At 60.5% G+C, this 15,146-nt stretch carries 12 protein-coding genes; 8 read left to right on the plus strand and 4 right to left on the minus strand.

Going from position 1 to position 15,146, the window contains the following annotated elements; genetic code table 11:
• Positions 1 to 219 precede the first annotated feature (219 nt).
• Positions 220 to 2,670, minus strand: coding sequence for a glycogen/starch/alpha-glucan phosphorylase (locus tag J3361_RS05210; protein ID WP_207963046.1), 2,451 nt, complete (start codon positions 2,668 to 2,670; stop codon positions 220 to 222).
• Between the two features lie 254 nt (positions 2,671 to 2,924).
• On the opposite strand from J3361_RS05210, the gene J3361_RS05215 reads away from it, so the two are divergent.
• On the plus strand, positions 2,925 to 3,362 hold the full coding sequence (locus J3361_RS05215) for a YkgJ family cysteine cluster protein (RefSeq protein ID WP_024778075.1): 438 nt from the start codon (positions 2,925 to 2,927) through the stop codon (positions 3,360 to 3,362).
• A gap of 222 nt (positions 3,363 to 3,584) precedes the next feature.
• On the opposite strand, the gene typA is transcribed toward J3361_RS05215, so the two are convergent.
• Together typA and thiI are read right to left on the minus strand one after the other, a co-directional pair.
• On the minus strand, positions 3,585 to 5,405 hold the full coding sequence (typA, locus tag J3361_RS05220) for a translational GTPase TypA (RefSeq protein ID WP_207963049.1): 1,821 nt from the start codon (positions 5,403 to 5,405) through the stop codon (positions 3,585 to 3,587).
• A 137-nt stretch (positions 5,406 to 5,542) separates the two neighbouring features.
• Entirely contained in the window at positions 5,543 to 6,997 is a 1,455-nt protein-coding gene (gene thiI, locus J3361_RS05225) for a tRNA uracil 4-sulfurtransferase ThiI (protein ID WP_207963050.1), read from the minus strand.
• A gap of 328 nt (positions 6,998 to 7,325) precedes the next feature.
• Here thiI and glnA point away from each other — a divergent pair, with 328 nt between their 5' ends.
• The 6 genes from glnA to ntrC all read left to right on the plus strand — a co-directional run bounded on the left by glnA (position 7,326) and on the right by ntrC (position 13,590).
• Positions 7,326 to 8,732 (plus strand): type I glutamate--ammonia ligase, encoded by a 1,407-nt coding sequence (gene glnA, locus J3361_RS05230; protein ID WP_014336114.1) that lies wholly within the window; start codon positions 7,326 to 7,328, stop codon positions 8,730 to 8,732.
• A gap of 121 nt (positions 8,733 to 8,853) precedes the next feature.
• Positions 8,854 to 9,417, plus strand: coding sequence for a chorismate mutase (locus tag J3361_RS05235; RefSeq protein WP_207963057.1), 564 nt, complete (start codon positions 8,854 to 8,856; stop codon positions 9,415 to 9,417).
• Between the two features lie 265 nt (positions 9,418 to 9,682).
• The gene (locus tag J3361_RS05240) at positions 9,683 to 10,198 is read left to right on the plus strand and encodes a DUF4124 domain-containing protein (RefSeq protein ID WP_207963064.1); all 516 of its coding nucleotides are present in this window, start codon (positions 9,683 to 9,685) and stop codon (positions 10,196 to 10,198) included.
• On the plus strand, positions 10,195 to 10,818 hold the full coding sequence (locus tag J3361_RS05245) for a DUF4124 domain-containing protein (RefSeq protein ID WP_207963065.1): 624 nt from the start codon (positions 10,195 to 10,197) through the stop codon (positions 10,816 to 10,818). Before J3361_RS05240 ends, J3361_RS05245 begins: the two co-directional genes overlap by 4 nt.
• Positions 10,819 to 11,071: 253 nt before the next feature.
• Positions 11,072 to 12,157, plus strand: a complete 1,086-nt coding sequence (glnL, locus tag J3361_RS05250) for a nitrogen regulation protein NR(II) (protein ID WP_053117539.1) — start codon at positions 11,072 to 11,074, stop codon at positions 12,155 to 12,157.
• Complete coding sequence (gene ntrC, locus J3361_RS05255) at positions 12,154 to 13,590, plus strand: nitrogen regulation protein NR(I) (RefSeq protein ID WP_186706133.1); 1,437 nt, start codon at positions 12,154 to 12,156, stop codon at positions 13,588 to 13,590. The genes glnL and ntrC overlap by 4 nt, the downstream gene beginning before the upstream one ends.
• A gap of 522 nt (positions 13,591 to 14,112) precedes the next feature.
• On the opposite strand, the gene J3361_RS05260 is transcribed toward ntrC, so the two are convergent.
• Positions 14,113 to 14,553 carry a hypothetical protein gene (locus tag J3361_RS05260; protein WP_207963067.1) on the minus strand — a complete coding sequence of 147 codons (441 nt, stop codon included), beginning with the start codon at positions 14,551 to 14,553 and terminating at the stop codon, positions 14,113 to 14,115.
• Between J3361_RS05260 and trmL the strand changes: the two genes are divergently transcribed.
• Positions 14,552 to 15,007, plus strand: coding sequence for a tRNA (uridine(34)/cytosine(34)/5-carboxymethylaminomethyluridine(34)-2'-O)-methyltransferase TrmL (trmL, locus tag J3361_RS05265; protein WP_092173386.1), 456 nt, complete (start codon positions 14,552 to 14,554; stop codon positions 15,005 to 15,007). The genes J3361_RS05260 and trmL overlap by 2 nt on opposite strands.
• Positions 15,008 to 15,146 lie beyond the last annotated feature (139 nt).

Genomic DNA, 15,146 nt, shown 5'->3' on the forward strand with positions numbered 1-15,146 from the left:
GTGGGAGCAAAGCTTGCTCGCGATCCAGGCGCTGCGGTCCTCAAGAGACCGCGGCGCCCTCATCGCGGGCAAGCCTTGCTCCCACACGGCTCGCTCCCACATTGGATGGTTGGCATTTCCAGTACCGAGTCCGGCCACACAGCCCGGCGAAACTGGCGCCTAGTATATCGACGAAGCCCAACCGCCGTTGGGCTTCGCTCACATTTCTTGCAGTAAAGGCTACTCCAAGGCTTTCCAGATGTCGGTGGCGTATTCCCGGATGGTCCGGTCCGAGGAGAACCAGCCCATGCGCGCAGTGTTGAGGACCGCCGAACGCCACCATTGCTTGGAGTCATGCCAGCGCTCTTCGACCTTGGCCTGGGCGTTCCAGTAGGCGTCGAAATCGGCGCACACCAGGAAGCGGTCGTAATCCACCAGCGAGTCCACGAGCCCGGCGTAGCGCATCGGGTCATCCGGCGAGAACACCCCGCCACGAATCGCCTGCAACACATCGTTGAGTCGATGTGAGGCGGCGATGTCCGGCGCGGCGCTGAACTCGCCATTGCGCTTGCGGGCTTCCACCTGCTCGGCGGTCAAGCCGAAGATGAACATGTGTTCGCCGCCGACGCGCTCGTGCATTTCCACGTTGGCGCCGTCCATGGTGCCGATGGTCAGCGCGCCGTTGAGGCCGAACTTCATGTTGCTGGTGCCCGACGCTTCGAAACCGGCGGTGGAAATCTGCTCCGACAAGTCCGCCGCCGGGATGATGCTCTCGGCCAGGCTGACGTTGTAGTTGGGCAGGAATACCACCTTGAGCAAGCCGCGCACGGTCGGGTCGTTGTTGACCACCCGGGCAATGTCGTTGGTCAGTTTGATGATCAGCTTGGCCTGGTGATAACTGGCAGCGGCCTTGCCGGCGAAGATCTTCACCCGCGGCACCCAGTCCACTTCCGGCTCGGCACGAATCGCCTGGTACAGCGCCACGGTGTGCATCAGGTTGAGCAACTGGCGCTTGTACTCGTGGATCCGCTTGACCTGCACGTCGAACATCGCCGCCGGGTTGACGGCGATGCCCAGTCGCTCGTGGATCAGGTAAGCCAAGGCCTTCTTGCTGTGCAGGCGCTGTTCGGCGAACGCCTTGCGAAACGCCGGCTTGTCGGCGAACGGCTCCAGTTCGATCAGGCGCTCCTCGGGGTTGTCGAGCACGCTCGGGCCGAGGGCGTCGACCATCATCGAGGTCAATTCGGCGTTGGCCTGGAACAACCAGCGGCGGAAGGTGATGCCGTTGGTCTTGTTGTTGATCCGATCGGGATAGAGTTTGTGCAGCTCGGAGAACACCGTGCTGCGCATCAACTGGGTATGCAGCCCGGACACACCGTTGACGCTGTGGGAACCGAGGAACGCCAGGTTACCCATGCGCACCCGGCGACCGTTGTCCTCCTCGATCAGCGACACCGAGCGCAGCACGTCGAAATCGTGCACACCCTTGGCCCGCAGCGAATCGATGTGCTGGGCGTTGATAAGGTAGATGATCTGCATGTGCCGGGGCAACATGCGCTCCATCAGCCCTACCGGCCAGGTTTCCAGGGCTTCGGGCAGCAGCGTGTGGTTGGTGTAGGACAGCGTGTCCTGGGTGACCTGCCAGGCCGCATCCCAGGCCACGTCGTAGACATCCACCAATTGCCGCATCAACTCGGCCACGGCAATGGACGGGTGCGTGTCGTTGAGCTGGATCGCGGCGTGATCCCCCAGGGTCAGCACCGAGGTGTGCATGTTGCGATGGCGGCGCAGCAAGTCCTGCAACGAGGCGGCGACGAAGAAATATTCCTGGCGCAGACGCAGTTCCTGGCCGGCCTCGGTGCTATCGGCCGGGTACAGCACGCGGGAAATACTTTCGGCCCGGGCCACTTCGGCTACGGCGCCGAGGTGGTCGCCGGCATTGAAGCGCTCCAGGTGCAGCTCTTCCATGGCCCGGGCACGCCACAGACGCAAGGTGTTGACGCTCGCGCCGCGCCAGCCTACTACCGGGGTGTCATAGGCGATGGCCCGCACGGTTTCGGCCGGGGACCAGACCTGGCGGGTCTTGCCGGTGTCGTCGGTAACGGTTTCGACGCTGCCACCAAAGCCGATCGGGTAGACCACTTCCGGACGTTCGAACTCCCACGGGTTGCCGAAATCCAGCCAGTGCTCGGTCTGCTCCTGCTGCCAACCGTCGACGATGGCCTGGCGGAACAGGCCGTGTTCATAACGAATACCGTAGCCATGGCCGGCAATACCCAGCGTGGACATGCTCTCCATGAAGCACGCCGCCAAGCGGCCCAGGCCACCGTTGCCCAGCGCCGCGTCGGGCTCGAGCAGGCGGATACGCTCCAGGTCCACGCCCAGTTCGGTCAAGGCCTCGCGCGCAGTGTCCAGCAGGCCCAGGTTGCTCAGGCTGTCGTAGAGCAAGCGACCAATGAGAAATTCCAGGGAGAGGTAATAGACCCGCTTCTGACCCTTGCGGTAGATCTGCCGCGTGTGGTCCATCCAGTGTTCGACCATGTGGTCGCGGGCGGCGAGGGCAATGGCTTCGAACCAATCGTGATCAAACGCGTGATCGGGGTCCTTGCCGACGGCATAAGTGAGTTTGGTCAACACGGCGTCGCGAAATGCCGCAACTTCAGCTTCGCGAACAAGTGGTTCTTGAGTCATTGATAAGACCTCGAACGAGCATGGAATTGTCTGAGCCTAGACGGTCTGACAGACGGTACAGGCTCTTGGTTCGGTGGATTTCCCCGAGTGTCGGAGAATCGCCGCCATGAAATTGCCGGATGGTCGAATGAATGCAGGGGCCGTGCCGGTCCGGACAGGTTTTGCCGGGATGCAAAAAAAACCGGCAGATGGTCGTTCAAAATTTCACCAGTCCCGGTATGATCGCGCGCCCTGATGCATGCTGGTAAACCGTGATGATGAAGCCCAACCTGATCGCCGCCGCGGAGATCGACCGACTCGATACCTGGGCCAAGTACTCCGCCCCGATGTGCGGCTCCTGCGTGTCAAGCTGCTGCACGCTGCCGGTGGAGGTCAAGATCAAGGACCTGATCCGCATTGGCATCGTCGATGAGTTCGAGCTGGGCGACCCGCCGAAGAACATCGCCAAGCGCCTGCAAAAGGAAGGGATCGTCGAGCGCTACAACCAGAAGTCGGAAATCTTCACGCTTCAGCGCATGAGTAACAACGATTGCCTTTATCTGGACCGCAAGAGCCGGTTGTGCACCATTTACGAGAAGCGCCCGGACACCTGCCGCAACCATCCGCGGGTCGGGCCTCGGCCAGGCTATTGCGCCTACAAGCCCAAGGAAGTGGAGCGCGAGCGCAATCCACGGACGTTGGATCGGTTCTGATCCCTTGATGGCTTGGCGGCGCCTGATCCATCGCCTTCGCGAGCAGGCTCGCTCCCACAGGGGATTTGTGTCGGACACGAAACCTGTATCCACTGAAGATCAACTGTGGGAGCGAGCCTGCTCGCGAAGGGGCCCTCACAGGCATTGCACAATTTCCAGGCACAAAAAAACGCCCCCGGTCTCACAACCGGGGGCGTTTTCATTCAGCCGAGGCTAAGGCAATCAGGCCTTGGCTTTCTTGGCGGCGCGGGTACGCTCGCTTTCGTCCAGGATCTTCTTGCGCAGGCGGATCGACTTAGGCGTCACTTCGCACAGCTCGTCATCCTGGATGAATTCCAGGGCCTGTTCCAGGGTGAAGCGAACAGGTGGAACCAGGGCGATGGTTTCGTCTTTACCCGAAGCACGCATGTTGTCGAGCTTCTTGCCCTTGGTAGGGTTCACGCCCAGGTCGTTGTCACGGCTGTTCAGGCCAACGATCTGGCCGCCGTAGATTTCCTGGCCGTGCTCGACGAACAGCTTGCCACGCGCCTGGAGGGTTTCCAGGGAGTAGGTCAGTGCCTTGCCGGTTTCAACCGAAACCAGAACGCCGTTCTGACGGCCGGACATGTCGCCCGACTTCATCACGTCGTAACGGTCGAAGATCGAGGTCAGGATGCCAGCACCGTTGGTCAGGGTCAGGAACTGGTTACGGAAACCGATCAGACCGCGAGCAGGGATGTTGTATTCCAGACGTACACGGCCTTTGCCATCCGGCACCATGTTGGTCAGGTCGCCCTTACGCAGGCCCATCTCTTCCATCACCTTGCCCTGGGATTCTTCCGGCAGGTCGATGGTGACGTTTTCGAACGGTTCGTGCTTCACGCCGTCAACCAGACGGATGATCACTTCCGGACGGCCTACAGCCATTTCGAAGCCTTCGCGACGCATGGTTTCGATCAGTACCGAGAGGTGCAGTTCGCCACGGCCGGAGACCTTGAACTTGTCAGCCGAGTCGCCTTCTTCAACGCGCAGTGCAACGTTGTACAGCAGCTCTTTGTCCAGACGCTCCTTGATGTTACGGGACGTCACGAACTTGCCTTCTTTACCGCAGAATGGCGAGTCGTTGACCTGGAAGGTCATGGAAACGGTTGGCTCGTCGACGGTCAACGGCTTCATCGCTTCAACGGTGTCCGGGTGGCACAGGGTGTCGGAGATGAACAGCGAGTCCATGCCGCTGATGCAGACGATGTCGCCGGCAGCCGCTTCTTCAACGTCTACACGGTGCAGGCCGTGGTGACCCATCAGCTTCAGGATACGACCGTTGCGGCGCTTGCCGTCGGCACCGACAGCCACGACCGGAGTGTTCGGCTTGACGCGACCACGAGCGATACGGCCAACACCGATAACACCCAGGAAGCTGTTGTAGTCCAGTGCCGAGATCTGCATCTGGAACGGACCGTCACGGTCGACTTTCGGCGCAGGTACGTTGTCGACGATCGACTGGTACAGCGGGGTCATGTCTTCAGCCATTTCGGTGTGGTCCAGACCGGCAATGCCGTTCAAGGCCGAGGCGTAGACGACTTTGAAGTCCAGCTGTTCTTCGGTGGCGCCCAGGTTGTCGAACAGGTCGAAGATCTGGTCCAGAACCCAGTCAGGACGCGCGCCTGGACGGTCAACCTTGTTGATGCACACGATCGGACGCAGGCCGGCTTCGAAAGCCTTCTTGGTCACGAAACGGGTTTGCGGCATAGGGCCGTCTTGAGCGTCAACCAGCAGCAGCACGGAGTCGACCATCGACATCACGCGCTCTACTTCACCACCGAAGTCGGCGTGGCCCGGGGTGTCCACGATGTTGATGTGGTAGCCGTTCCAGTTGATGGCGGTGTTTTTAGCCAGGATGGTAATACCGCGCTCTTTTTCCTGGTCGTTGGAGTCCATCACGCGCTCGTCGTTGAGCTCGTTGCGCTCCAGGGTGCCGGATTGACGCAAGAGTTTGTCTACCAGGGTGGTCTTACCATGGTCAACGTGAGCAATGATGGCGATGTTGCGTAGATTTTCGATCACTTGTGTATCTCGATCAGAGGATTCGGTGTGCTGACAGGTCGTGGCAGCGATTTACGTTGAGTTCCGACAGCCGTTACAGCCTGTCGGCGGCGTCGGGGGGCCGGTGACGCAGGCCACAGGCAAACAGCCCCGGGCACTTAGCTCGGTCGATAAACGCGCACATTGGCATGCCCCTCACTGAGCAAATGGTGGGCATGCAGGCGACTCATCACGCCTTTGTCGCAATAGAGCAGGTACTGGCGAGTAGGGTCCAGTTCCTTGAAACGCGCGTTCACTGCATAGAACGGCATCGTTTTTACCTCGATGCCGGCGACACTCAGCGGGTCGTCTTCAGCGTCATCCGGGTGGCGGATGTCGATGATGATCTGACCGGCCAGCGCTTCGCCGACTTCTTCAATTTGTACGTCCTGGCCCAATTCATCGATTACGCGATCGATTGGTACCAGCCTGGCGTTTTCGAGCGCTCGCTCGAGCACCGCCATGTCGAATTCTTTCTCTTCGTGCTCAACCCGCCCGCGCTTGGCCGCCGTCTTCGGATTGACCGAGATGACGCCGCAATACTCGGGCATGTGCCGGGCAAACTCGGCGGTGCCGATTTCATTGGCCTGGTCGATGATGTCCTGCTTGTGGCTGGCAATCAGCGGCCGCAAGACCAGCTTCTCGGTCACGCAGTCGATCACCGACAGGTTCGGCAACGTCTGGCTCGACACCTGTGAAATCGCCTCGCCGGTCACCAGCGCATCGATTTGCAGGCGGTCGGCAATTCGTGAAGCGGCGCGCAACATCATACGCTTCAAAATGACGCCCATATGACTGTTATCGACTTTGCCGAGAATCTCGCCCAGGACTTCCTCGAACGGCACACTCACAAATAACACGCGTTGGGAGCTGCCGTACTTCTTCCAGATGAAGTGCGCCACTTCCATTACGCCCAATTCATGGGCGCGCCCGCCAAGGTTGAAGAAGCAGAAATGGCTCATCAACCCGCGACGCATGATCTGATAGGCGGCCACCGTGGAGTCGAAGCCACCGGACATCAGCACCAGGGTCTGCTCCAGCGAACCCAACGGGTAACCGCCGATGCTGTTGTGCTGGCTGTGGATCACGAACAGCCGCTGGTCGCGAATTTCGATGCGTACTTCGATCTGCGGGTCTTTCAACGAAATACCAGCCGCGCCGCACTGCCGGCGCAATTGGCTGCCGACGTACTTTTCCACATCCATCGAACTGAACGGGTGCTTGCCGGCACGCTTGCAGCGCACCGAAAAGATCTTGCCGGTCAGTGCATCGCCATAATGAAGCATGCACTTGGCAAGGATGTCGTCGAAATCACCCAACGGGTATTCATCGACTTGCAGAAAATGCGCGATGCCCGGCATGCAACTCAGGCGCTCGGTCATTTCCTTGAGGAGCTTGGGTTCGCTGACGCGGGTTTCCAGTTCGAGGTTGTCCCACACGCCATTCACCACCACGGCCGGGTCCAGGTCTCGGAGCACGGCACGGATGTTCTTGGCCAACTGGCGGATGAAACGCATCCGTACCGGGCGGCTCTTGATGGTGATCTCGGGGAAGACTTTTACGATTAGTTTCATGAAAACAGCGCGCGAACGGCCAGCCGAAAAAGGGGGGCGCGGATTATAGCGGAAATTGCTCAAGGTTTAACCAGTTTCTGTGCAGATGGTTTTGCATGCACCAAAACAGGTCATTATCGATTGACGGCGCCACATTGCAGTGCGTTATTGTCTGACAATCTGTGATTTACGCCTTTAAAAGCGTGGATTTGGTGCAAAAAACCCATGGTGGGGCACTGGCATGCAATTTGCTCCCTTGTGAGGCAGGTTGCCTTGGCAGAGTATTCGCGCCGGCATCACCCATATCTAAGGGCACTCCACTACCCGCCCGAAGCCACCCGGAGGACATATGTCGAAGTCGGTTCAACTCATCAAAGATCATGACGTCAAGTGGATTGATCTGCGCTTCACTGACACCAAAGGCACTCAACATCACGTGACCATGCCGGCCCGTGATGCGCTGGACGACGAATTCTTCGAAATCGGCAAGATGTTCGACGGTTCCTCCATCTCTGGCTGGAAAGGCATCGAAGCCTCCGACATGATCCTGATGCCGGACGACGAAACCGCCGTCCTGGACCCGTTCACCGAAGAGCCGACCCTGATCCTGGTCTGCGACATCATCGAACCTTCGACCATGCAAGGCTATGACCGCGACCCACGCGCCATCGCCCACCGCGCCGAGGAATACCTGAAGTCCACCGGTATCGGCGACACCGCTTTCTTCGGTCCTGAGCCCGAGTTCTTCATCTTCGACTCGGTCAAGTTCAAGTCCGATATCTCCGGCTCGATGTTCAAGATCTTCTCCGAACAAGGTTCGTGGATGTCCGACCAGGACGTGGAAGGCGGCAACAAAGGTCACCGCCCAGGCATCAAGGGCGGCTACTTCCCGGTTCCACCGTTCGACTTCGACCACGAAATCCGTACCTCCATGTGCAACGCACTGGAAGAAATGGGCCAGACCGTCGAAGTTCACCACCACGAAGTGGCGACTGCCGGCCAGAACGAAATCGGCGTGAAGTTCAACACGCTGGTCAAGAAGGCTGACGAAGTACAGACCCTCAAGTACTGCGTACACAACGTGGCTGACGCCTACGGCCGCACCGCGACCTTCATGCCGAAGCCTCTGTACGGCGACAACGGTTCGGGCATGCACGTCCACATGTCGATCTCCAAGGACGGCAAGAACACCTTCGCAGGCGAAGGCTATGCCGGCCTGTCGGACACCGCCCTGTACTTCATCGGCGGTATCATCAAGCACGGTAAAGCCCTGAACGGCTTCACCAACCCGTCGACCAACTCCTACAAGCGTCTGGTTCCAGGCTTCGAAGCTCCGGTCATGCTGGCCTACTCGGCTCGCAACCGTTCCGCCTCGATCCGTATTCCTTACGTGAACAGCCCTAAAGCCCGCCGTATCGAAGCACGCTTCCCGGATCCGGCCGCCAACCCGTACCTGGCCTTCGCTGCACTGATGATGGCCGGCCTGGATGGTATCCAGAACAAGATCCACCCTGGCGATGCCGCTGACAAAAACCTGTATGACCTGCCGCCTGAAGAGGCCAAGGAAATCCCACAGGTCTGTGGCAGCCTGAAAGAAGCCCTGGAAGAGCTGGACAAGGGCCGTGCCTTCCTGACCAAGGGCGGCGTATTCAGCGATGACTTCATCGACGCTTACATCGCACTGAAGAGCGAAGAAGAAATCAAGGTTCGCACCTTCGTACACCCACTGGAATATGAGCTGTACTACAGCTGCTGATCCAGTAAGCGCCGCCACGCACGGCGCGAACTAAAGAGAGGCCTCCTTCGGGAGGCCTTTTTTATGGGCGCCGATTACGTGCATGATGCCTCGTCGCTTCCCCACAAAGACGAGACTGCCCATGACGTTGCGCTTCAAGCTCTGCCTTGCCCTGTCTGCCGCGCTGCTGGCTTCCACCGCCGAAGCGGCCTCGACCCGCGCCCCTGACGACCTTACCCCGCTGCTCAACGCCATTGGCGAACGCCTGGCCATCGCCGATCAGGTGGCGCTGAGCAAATGGGACAGTGGCAAACCCGTAGAGGACCGTCAGCGCGAGCGAGAAGTCATTGCCGGCGCCGTTGCCCAAGCGCCGGCCTACAAGCTGAGCGGTGAAACCGTGGAAGCGTTCTTCGCCGCCCAGATAGAAGCCAACAAAATGGTGCAATACATCAACTTGTCCGACTGGGCCCTGGACGGCAAGGCCCCAGACCTGCCACGCCCGGACCTGGTAGGCGAGATCCGCCCACAACTTGATCGATTGCAAAAACGCCTGTTGCAGCAACTGGCCGACTTCGCCCCCTACCGCACCGACCCGCAGTGCCCGCAATGGCTGGCCCAAGCCACCCACCACAACAAGCAGCACCCGGTGCACCGCCTCGCGCTGATCCGAGCGACCGGAGGACTGTGTATCTCCACAAAAGCTTAAGACAGCCCCCCTTCCCTTGTGGGAGTGAGCCTGCTCGCGATGAGGCCTGTACATTCAACATATCAGCGTCTGACACACCGCTTTCGCGAGCAGGCTCGCTCCCACAGTGGTTATGCATCGGGCACAAGATTTGTATTCACTGCTGACACACCGCTTTCGCGAGCAAGCCCGCTCCCACAGGGGATTTGCTGCGAACACAACACTGGGCCAACCATCCGCCCTGGCCTATGCTGCATCCATCACTTTGGTTTTCGGTCGATTTCCCATGGGTCGCGGTTTTTCAATCATCCTGTTGTTGCTGGCACTGCCCGCCGCCGCGCAGATCTACAAGTACACCGACGCCGAGGGCAACACCGCCTACAGCAACCAGCCGCCCCAAGGCGTACCGGCGCAGACGGTGGAGTTGCCGCCGCTCAACAGCATCGAACACCAATCCCCGTCCACCCCGGACACACCGCCAGCCCCCGCCAACAGCGACGAGCCGCGCAATGCCTACGAGACACTGGAACTGACCGACATCCCCACCGAAGAGGCCCTGCGCGCCAACAACGGCACCTTCACCGTCGGCGTACGGGCGCAACCGCGCCTGCGTAGCCCGCATCTGTTCCGGCTGCTGCTGGACGGGCAGCCCTACGGCCAGCCGAGCAACGTGCCGCGTCTGCAGTTGGTGAATATCGATCGGGGCGAGCACAGCCTGGCTGTTCAGGTCATCGACGGGGAAACCCTCGTGCAACAAAGCGAAACCGTCACCTTCACCGTGCAGCGGGTGCACCAGCCATGATCCGCTGGCTGCTCGCGCTGGGCCTGGCGATGACGGCACTGCCCGGGATGGCGCAGGTCTACACCTACATCGATGCCCAGGGCAATCGTGTGTTCACCGATCAGCCGCGCCCCGGCAACGCCAAAAAAGTCCAACTGCCACCCGGTAACCGGATGCCGACGCCGCCCCCGAGCACACCCTCGGCGCCCGCAGCCGAAGCCCCGCCCGAGCCACTGTTTCATTACGAAATGCTCCGGCTGTTGATACCCGAGCCGGACGCGACGATACGCAGCACCGCAGGCGAACTGATCGTCAGCGTCACCAGCGAACCGGGCCTGAAAAAAGGCCATCGCTACCGCCTGCTGCTCGACGGCCAACCTACAGGGGCGCCAGGGCCGAGCCCGGTATTCGCCTTGAGCAACATCGACCGAGGCACCCATCATTTAGCGGTGGAAATCCTCGATGAGCAGGACCGCATCGTCGAACGCACCGCCAACCAGCCCTTCCACATGCAGCGCATGTCCCTGGCGCAAAAGCGCCGCATCAAGCCCTGCGCCACGGCCGATTACGGTCAACGGCCTGAGTGCCCTCTCGCCGAAAAGCCTGAAGAAGAAAAAAGCAGCATCCTGCCGTTCTTCTAACACCACCAAGACTTGCGCACTATATTGGTGCAATAGCTTGCACGATACCCAGATCCAAAACCCATTTTGGTTCGAAAGTACCCGAAAAAGCTGGCAGAACGCCACGCAAGGGGCCGAAAAACACCCTTTTGAGGCTCTAAACGCTTCTTTTCGGAGCCTTGGTTTGGTTTTTGCATTTTCCTCGCAACAGCGCATTAATCGCGCGCGCAATTTGGGACCGGTCCCCAGTTGCTACGCTCCAAAAGAGGTCCTGATGACCATTAGCGACGCACTACACCGCTTGCTGCTCGATAACCTCACCACCGCGACCATCCTGCTCGACGCCGAACTGCGCCTCGAGTACATGAACCCGGCGGCGGAAATGCTCCTGGCTGTCAGCGGCCAGCGCAGCCACGGGCAATTCATCAGCGAGTTGTTCACCGAATCCGCCGAAGCGCTCAACTCCTTGCGCCAGGCGGTGGAGCAGGCCCACCCGTTCACCAAGCGTGAGGCGATGCTCACCGCCCTGACCGGCCAGACCCTGACCGTGGATTACGCGGTCACGCCGATCCTGAACAACGGCGCCACCTTGCTGCTGCTGGAAGTCCACCCGCGTGATCGCCTGCTGCGAATCACCAAGGAAGAGGCGCAATTGTCCAAGCAGGAAACCAGCAAGATGCTGGTGCGCGGCCTCGCCCACGAGATCAAGAATCCCCTCGGCGGGATACGTGGCGCGGCGCAGTTGCTCGCCCGCGAACTGCCGGAAGAAAGCCTCAAGGACTACACCAACGTCATCATCGAGGAAGCCGACCGCCTGCGGAACCTGGTGGACCGCATGCTTGGCTCGAACAAGCTGCCGTCCCTGGCGATGTGCAACGTCCATGAAGTGCTGGAGCGCGTCAGCAGCCTGGTGGAAGCCGAAAGCCAAGGCTGCATCACCTTGGTGCGCGACTATGACCCCAGCATTCCCGATGTCTTGATCGACCGCGAGCAGATGATTCAGGCCGTACTGAACATCGTGCGCAACGCGATGCAGGCCATCAGCAGCCAGAACGAACTGCGCCTGGGCCGCATCAGCCTGCGTACCCGCGCCATGCGCCAGTTCACCATCGGCCACGTGCGCCATCGCCTGGTGACCAAGATCGAAATCATCGACAACGGCCCGGGCATCCCTGCCGAGCTGCAGGAAACCATCTTCTTTCCCATGGTCAGCGGCCGTCCGGACGGTACCGGGCTGGGCCTGGCCATCACCCAGAACATCATCAGTCAGCATCAGGGTTTGATCGAATGTGAGAGCCACCCCGGCCACACCACCTTCTCGATCTTCCTGCCACTGGAACAAGGAGCCACATCGACATGAGCCGTAGTGAAACCGTGTGGATCGTCGATGACGACCGTTCTATCCGTTGGGTCCTGGAGAAAGCCTTGCAACAGGAAGGCATGACCACCCAGAGCTTCGACAGCGCCGACGGGGTGATGAGTCGCCTGGCGCGTCAGCAACCGGACGTCATCATCTCCGACATCCGCATGCCGGGCGCCAGCGGCTTGGATCTGTTGGCGCGGATTCGCGAACAGCATCCGCGCCTGCCGGTGATCATCATGACCGCCCATTCCGACCTGGACAGCGCCGTGGCGTCCTACCAGGGCGGCGCCTTCGAATACCTGCCCAAGCCATTCGACGTCGATGAAGCGGTGTCGCTGGTCAAGCGCGCCAACCAGCACGCCCAGGAGCAACAGGGCCTGGAAGAAGTGCCGGCCCTGGCCCGCACCCCGGAAATCATCGGCGAAGCACCGGCGATGCAGGAAGTGTTTCGCGCCATCGGGCGCTTGAGCCACTCCAACATCACCGTGCTGATCAATGGCGAGTCGGGCACCGGTAAGGAACTGGTGGCCCACGCCCTGCATCGCCACAGTCCACGGGCGGCGTCGCCGTTCATCGCGCTGAACATGGCGGCGATTCCCAAGGACCTGATGGAGTCCGAACTGTTCGGCCATGAGAAAGGCGCGTTCACCGGCGCGGCCAACCTGCGCCGTGGGCGCTTCGAGCAAGCCGACGGCGGCACGCTGTTTCTCGATGAAATCGGCGACATGCCGGCTGACACCCAGACCCGCCTGCTGCGCGTATTGGCCGATGGCGAGTTCTATCGGGTCGGCGGCCATACGCCGGTCAAGGTCGATGTGCGCATCATCGCCGCGACCCACCAGAATCTGGAAACCCTGGTACACGCCGGCAAATTCCGTGAGGACTTGTTCCACCGCCTGAACGTGATCCGCATCCATATCCCGCGCCTGGCGGACCGTCGTGAAGACATCCCGACCCTGGCCCGGCACTTCCTCAGCCGCGCGGCCCAGGAACTGGCGGTCGAGCCCAAGCTGCTCAAGAGCGAAACCGAGGAATACCTCAAGAACCTGCCGTGGCCGGGCAACGTGCGCCAGTTGGAGAACACCTGCCGCTGGATCACGGTGATGGCTTCGGGTCGCGAGGTGCACATCAGCGACCTGCCGCCGGAGCTGTTGAGCCTGCCGCAGGATTCGGCCCCGGTGACCAACTGGGAACAAGCCCTGCGCCAATGGGCCGACCAGGCCCTGGCCCGTGGCCAGTCGAGCCTGCTGGACAGTGCCGTGCCCAGCTTCGAGCGGATCATGATCGAAACCGCCCTCAAGCACACCGCCGGCCGCCGCCGCGACGCCGCCGTGCTACTGGGCTGGGGCCGCAATACCTTGACCCGCAAGATCAAGGAATTGGGGATGAAGGTCGATGGTGGGGATGATGATGACGGGGATGAGGGCTGATCAGCCTTTAGCTCTTCGCTGATCTTGAAGGCCAATCGCGAGCAGGCTCGCTCCCACAATGGATTTTCGGTGTTCGCGAGCGCGTGAACACCACTGAACCTTGTGGGAGCGAGCCTGCTCGCGATGCTTTTAAAGGCTTCATGCACCGCATCAATGCACTACGAACCGCAATTGCACATGCACCACAAGCCAAACCCCATCGGCACAGCTCAAAAAAAAACGCAAAAACAAAAGCAAAAGCCCCGGAATACGGGGCTTTCAGCATCACCAGCAGGTTTTTCGTGACAAACCATTCAAAACTGGCACGCCCCCTGCAATAGCTAGATCACTACCCAGTTTCGGGGACCTTGGTACAGGCAGGCCGGGGATTCCCCATTTTATACGGGCTCAGCGAGCCCACTGTTTTGGGGGCCTTGATACAGGCAGGTCAAGGTTTCCCTTCTTTACATCCAGGGCCATGCGCTCAGCGCGAGCCCTCCCGTTTTGGGGACCTTGGTACAGGCAGGCCGGGGATTCCCTCTTTTATTGCTCCTGGAGACGGACCTCCAGCCGCCAGCGGTCATCGACTTCGCTGCCGGCCCACTCCCCTCGCAACGGACGCGCCGCCACCAGCGTCAGCAACAACCCCTTGTCACTCAAACGCACCCGCCAGTTCACGTCCTTGCCGTTGACTTTCAACTGGCCCTTCTGCGGCCGGCCTTCTGCCTGGAACAGCAGCGCCACCGAGCCGTCGACGATTTCCCCATGGAGCTTGGGTTCATTGTTGAACCAGGCCACAAGCACGCCATCAGTCACCTCGACCTGCTGCAGCGCGCTCGGGTCGGGCGTGGTCAGGCGTCCGATCATCAGCCCCACCATCATGCCGACGATCGCCAACGAACCCATCACCCGAGGCATTAGCTTCGAACGTCGGTCGGTTTGCGGCGTAGAATGCCGCTCATCTTTATCTGCGGAGCCGTGCATGTTTCACGTCATCCTTTTTCAACCGGAAATTCCGCCGAATACCGGCAATGTCATCAGGCTGTGCGCCAACAGCGGCTGCCACCTGCATTTGATCGAACCGCTGGGCTTCGACATGGACGACAAGCGCCTGCGTCGCGCCGGCCTCGACTACCACGAGTATGCCACCTTGCAGCGTCACGCCGACCTCGCCAGTTGTCTGGAGAGCCTCGGGCATCCGCGCCTGTTCGCGTTTACCACCAAGGGTTCGCGGCCGTTCCATGACGCCAGCTTCGTTGCCGGTGATGCGTTCCTGTTCGGCCCGGAAAGCCGTGGCCTGCCGGCTGACGTGCTGGACGCCCTGCCCGCCGAGCAGCGCCTGCGCCTGCCGATGCGCGAAGGCTGCCGCAGCCTGAACCTGTCCAATACCGTGGCGGTGGCGGTTTACGAGGCGTGGCGGCAGAACGGCTTTCAATAACGTTATCGGTAATCCTGGCCAGAAACTCCTGTGGGAGCGAGCCTGCTCGCGATAGCGTTATGTCAGTCAGTACTGAGTTGACTGATACACCGCTATCGCGAGCAGGCTCGCTCCCACAGGTTTTGTATCCAGGCCTTGG

The sequence above is a fragment of the Pseudomonas sp. OA65 genome (genome assembly GCF_017498305.1).
Classification (GTDB): domain Bacteria; phylum Pseudomonadota; class Gammaproteobacteria; order Pseudomonadales; family Pseudomonadaceae; genus Aquipseudomonas; species Aquipseudomonas zanjanensis.

What these genes read in the sequence shown, in the direction of transcription:
- ntrC (WP_186706133.1), top strand. Translation starts at nt 12,154, where the DNA reads ATGAGCCGTAGTGAAACCGTGTGGATCGTCGATGACGACCGTTCTATC.
- J3361_RS05245 (WP_207963065.1), top strand. Translation starts at nt 10,195, where the DNA reads ATGATCCGCTGGCTGCTCGCGCTGGGCCTGGCGATGACGGCACTGCCC.
- J3361_RS05215 (WP_024778075.1), top strand. Translation starts at nt 2,925, where the DNA reads ATGATGAAGCCCAACCTGATCGCCGCCGCGGAGATCGACCGACTCGAT.
- glnA (WP_014336114.1), top strand. Translation starts at nt 7,326, where the DNA reads ATGTCGAAGTCGGTTCAACTCATCAAAGATCATGACGTCAAGTGGATT.
- J3361_RS05240 (WP_207963064.1), top strand. Translation starts at nt 9,683, where the DNA reads ATGGGTCGCGGTTTTTCAATCATCCTGTTGTTGCTGGCACTGCCCGCC.
- J3361_RS05210 (WP_207963046.1), bottom strand. Translation starts at nt 2,670, where the DNA reads ATGACTCAAGAACCACTTGTTCGCGAAGCTGAAGTTGCGGCATTTCGC.
- J3361_RS05260 (WP_207963067.1), bottom strand. Translation starts at nt 14,553, where the DNA reads ATGCACGGCTCCGCAGATAAAGATGAGCGGCATTCTACGCCGCAAACC.
- thiI (WP_207963050.1), bottom strand. Translation starts at nt 6,997, where the DNA reads ATGAAACTAATCGTAAAAGTCTTCCCCGAGATCACCATCAAGAGCCGC.
- J3361_RS05235 (WP_207963057.1), top strand. Translation starts at nt 8,854, where the DNA reads ATGACGTTGCGCTTCAAGCTCTGCCTTGCCCTGTCTGCCGCGCTGCTG.
- trmL (WP_092173386.1), top strand. Translation starts at nt 14,552, where the DNA reads ATGTTTCACGTCATCCTTTTTCAACCGGAAATTCCGCCGAATACCGGC.
- glnL (WP_053117539.1), top strand. Translation starts at nt 11,072, where the DNA reads ATGACCATTAGCGACGCACTACACCGCTTGCTGCTCGATAACCTCACC.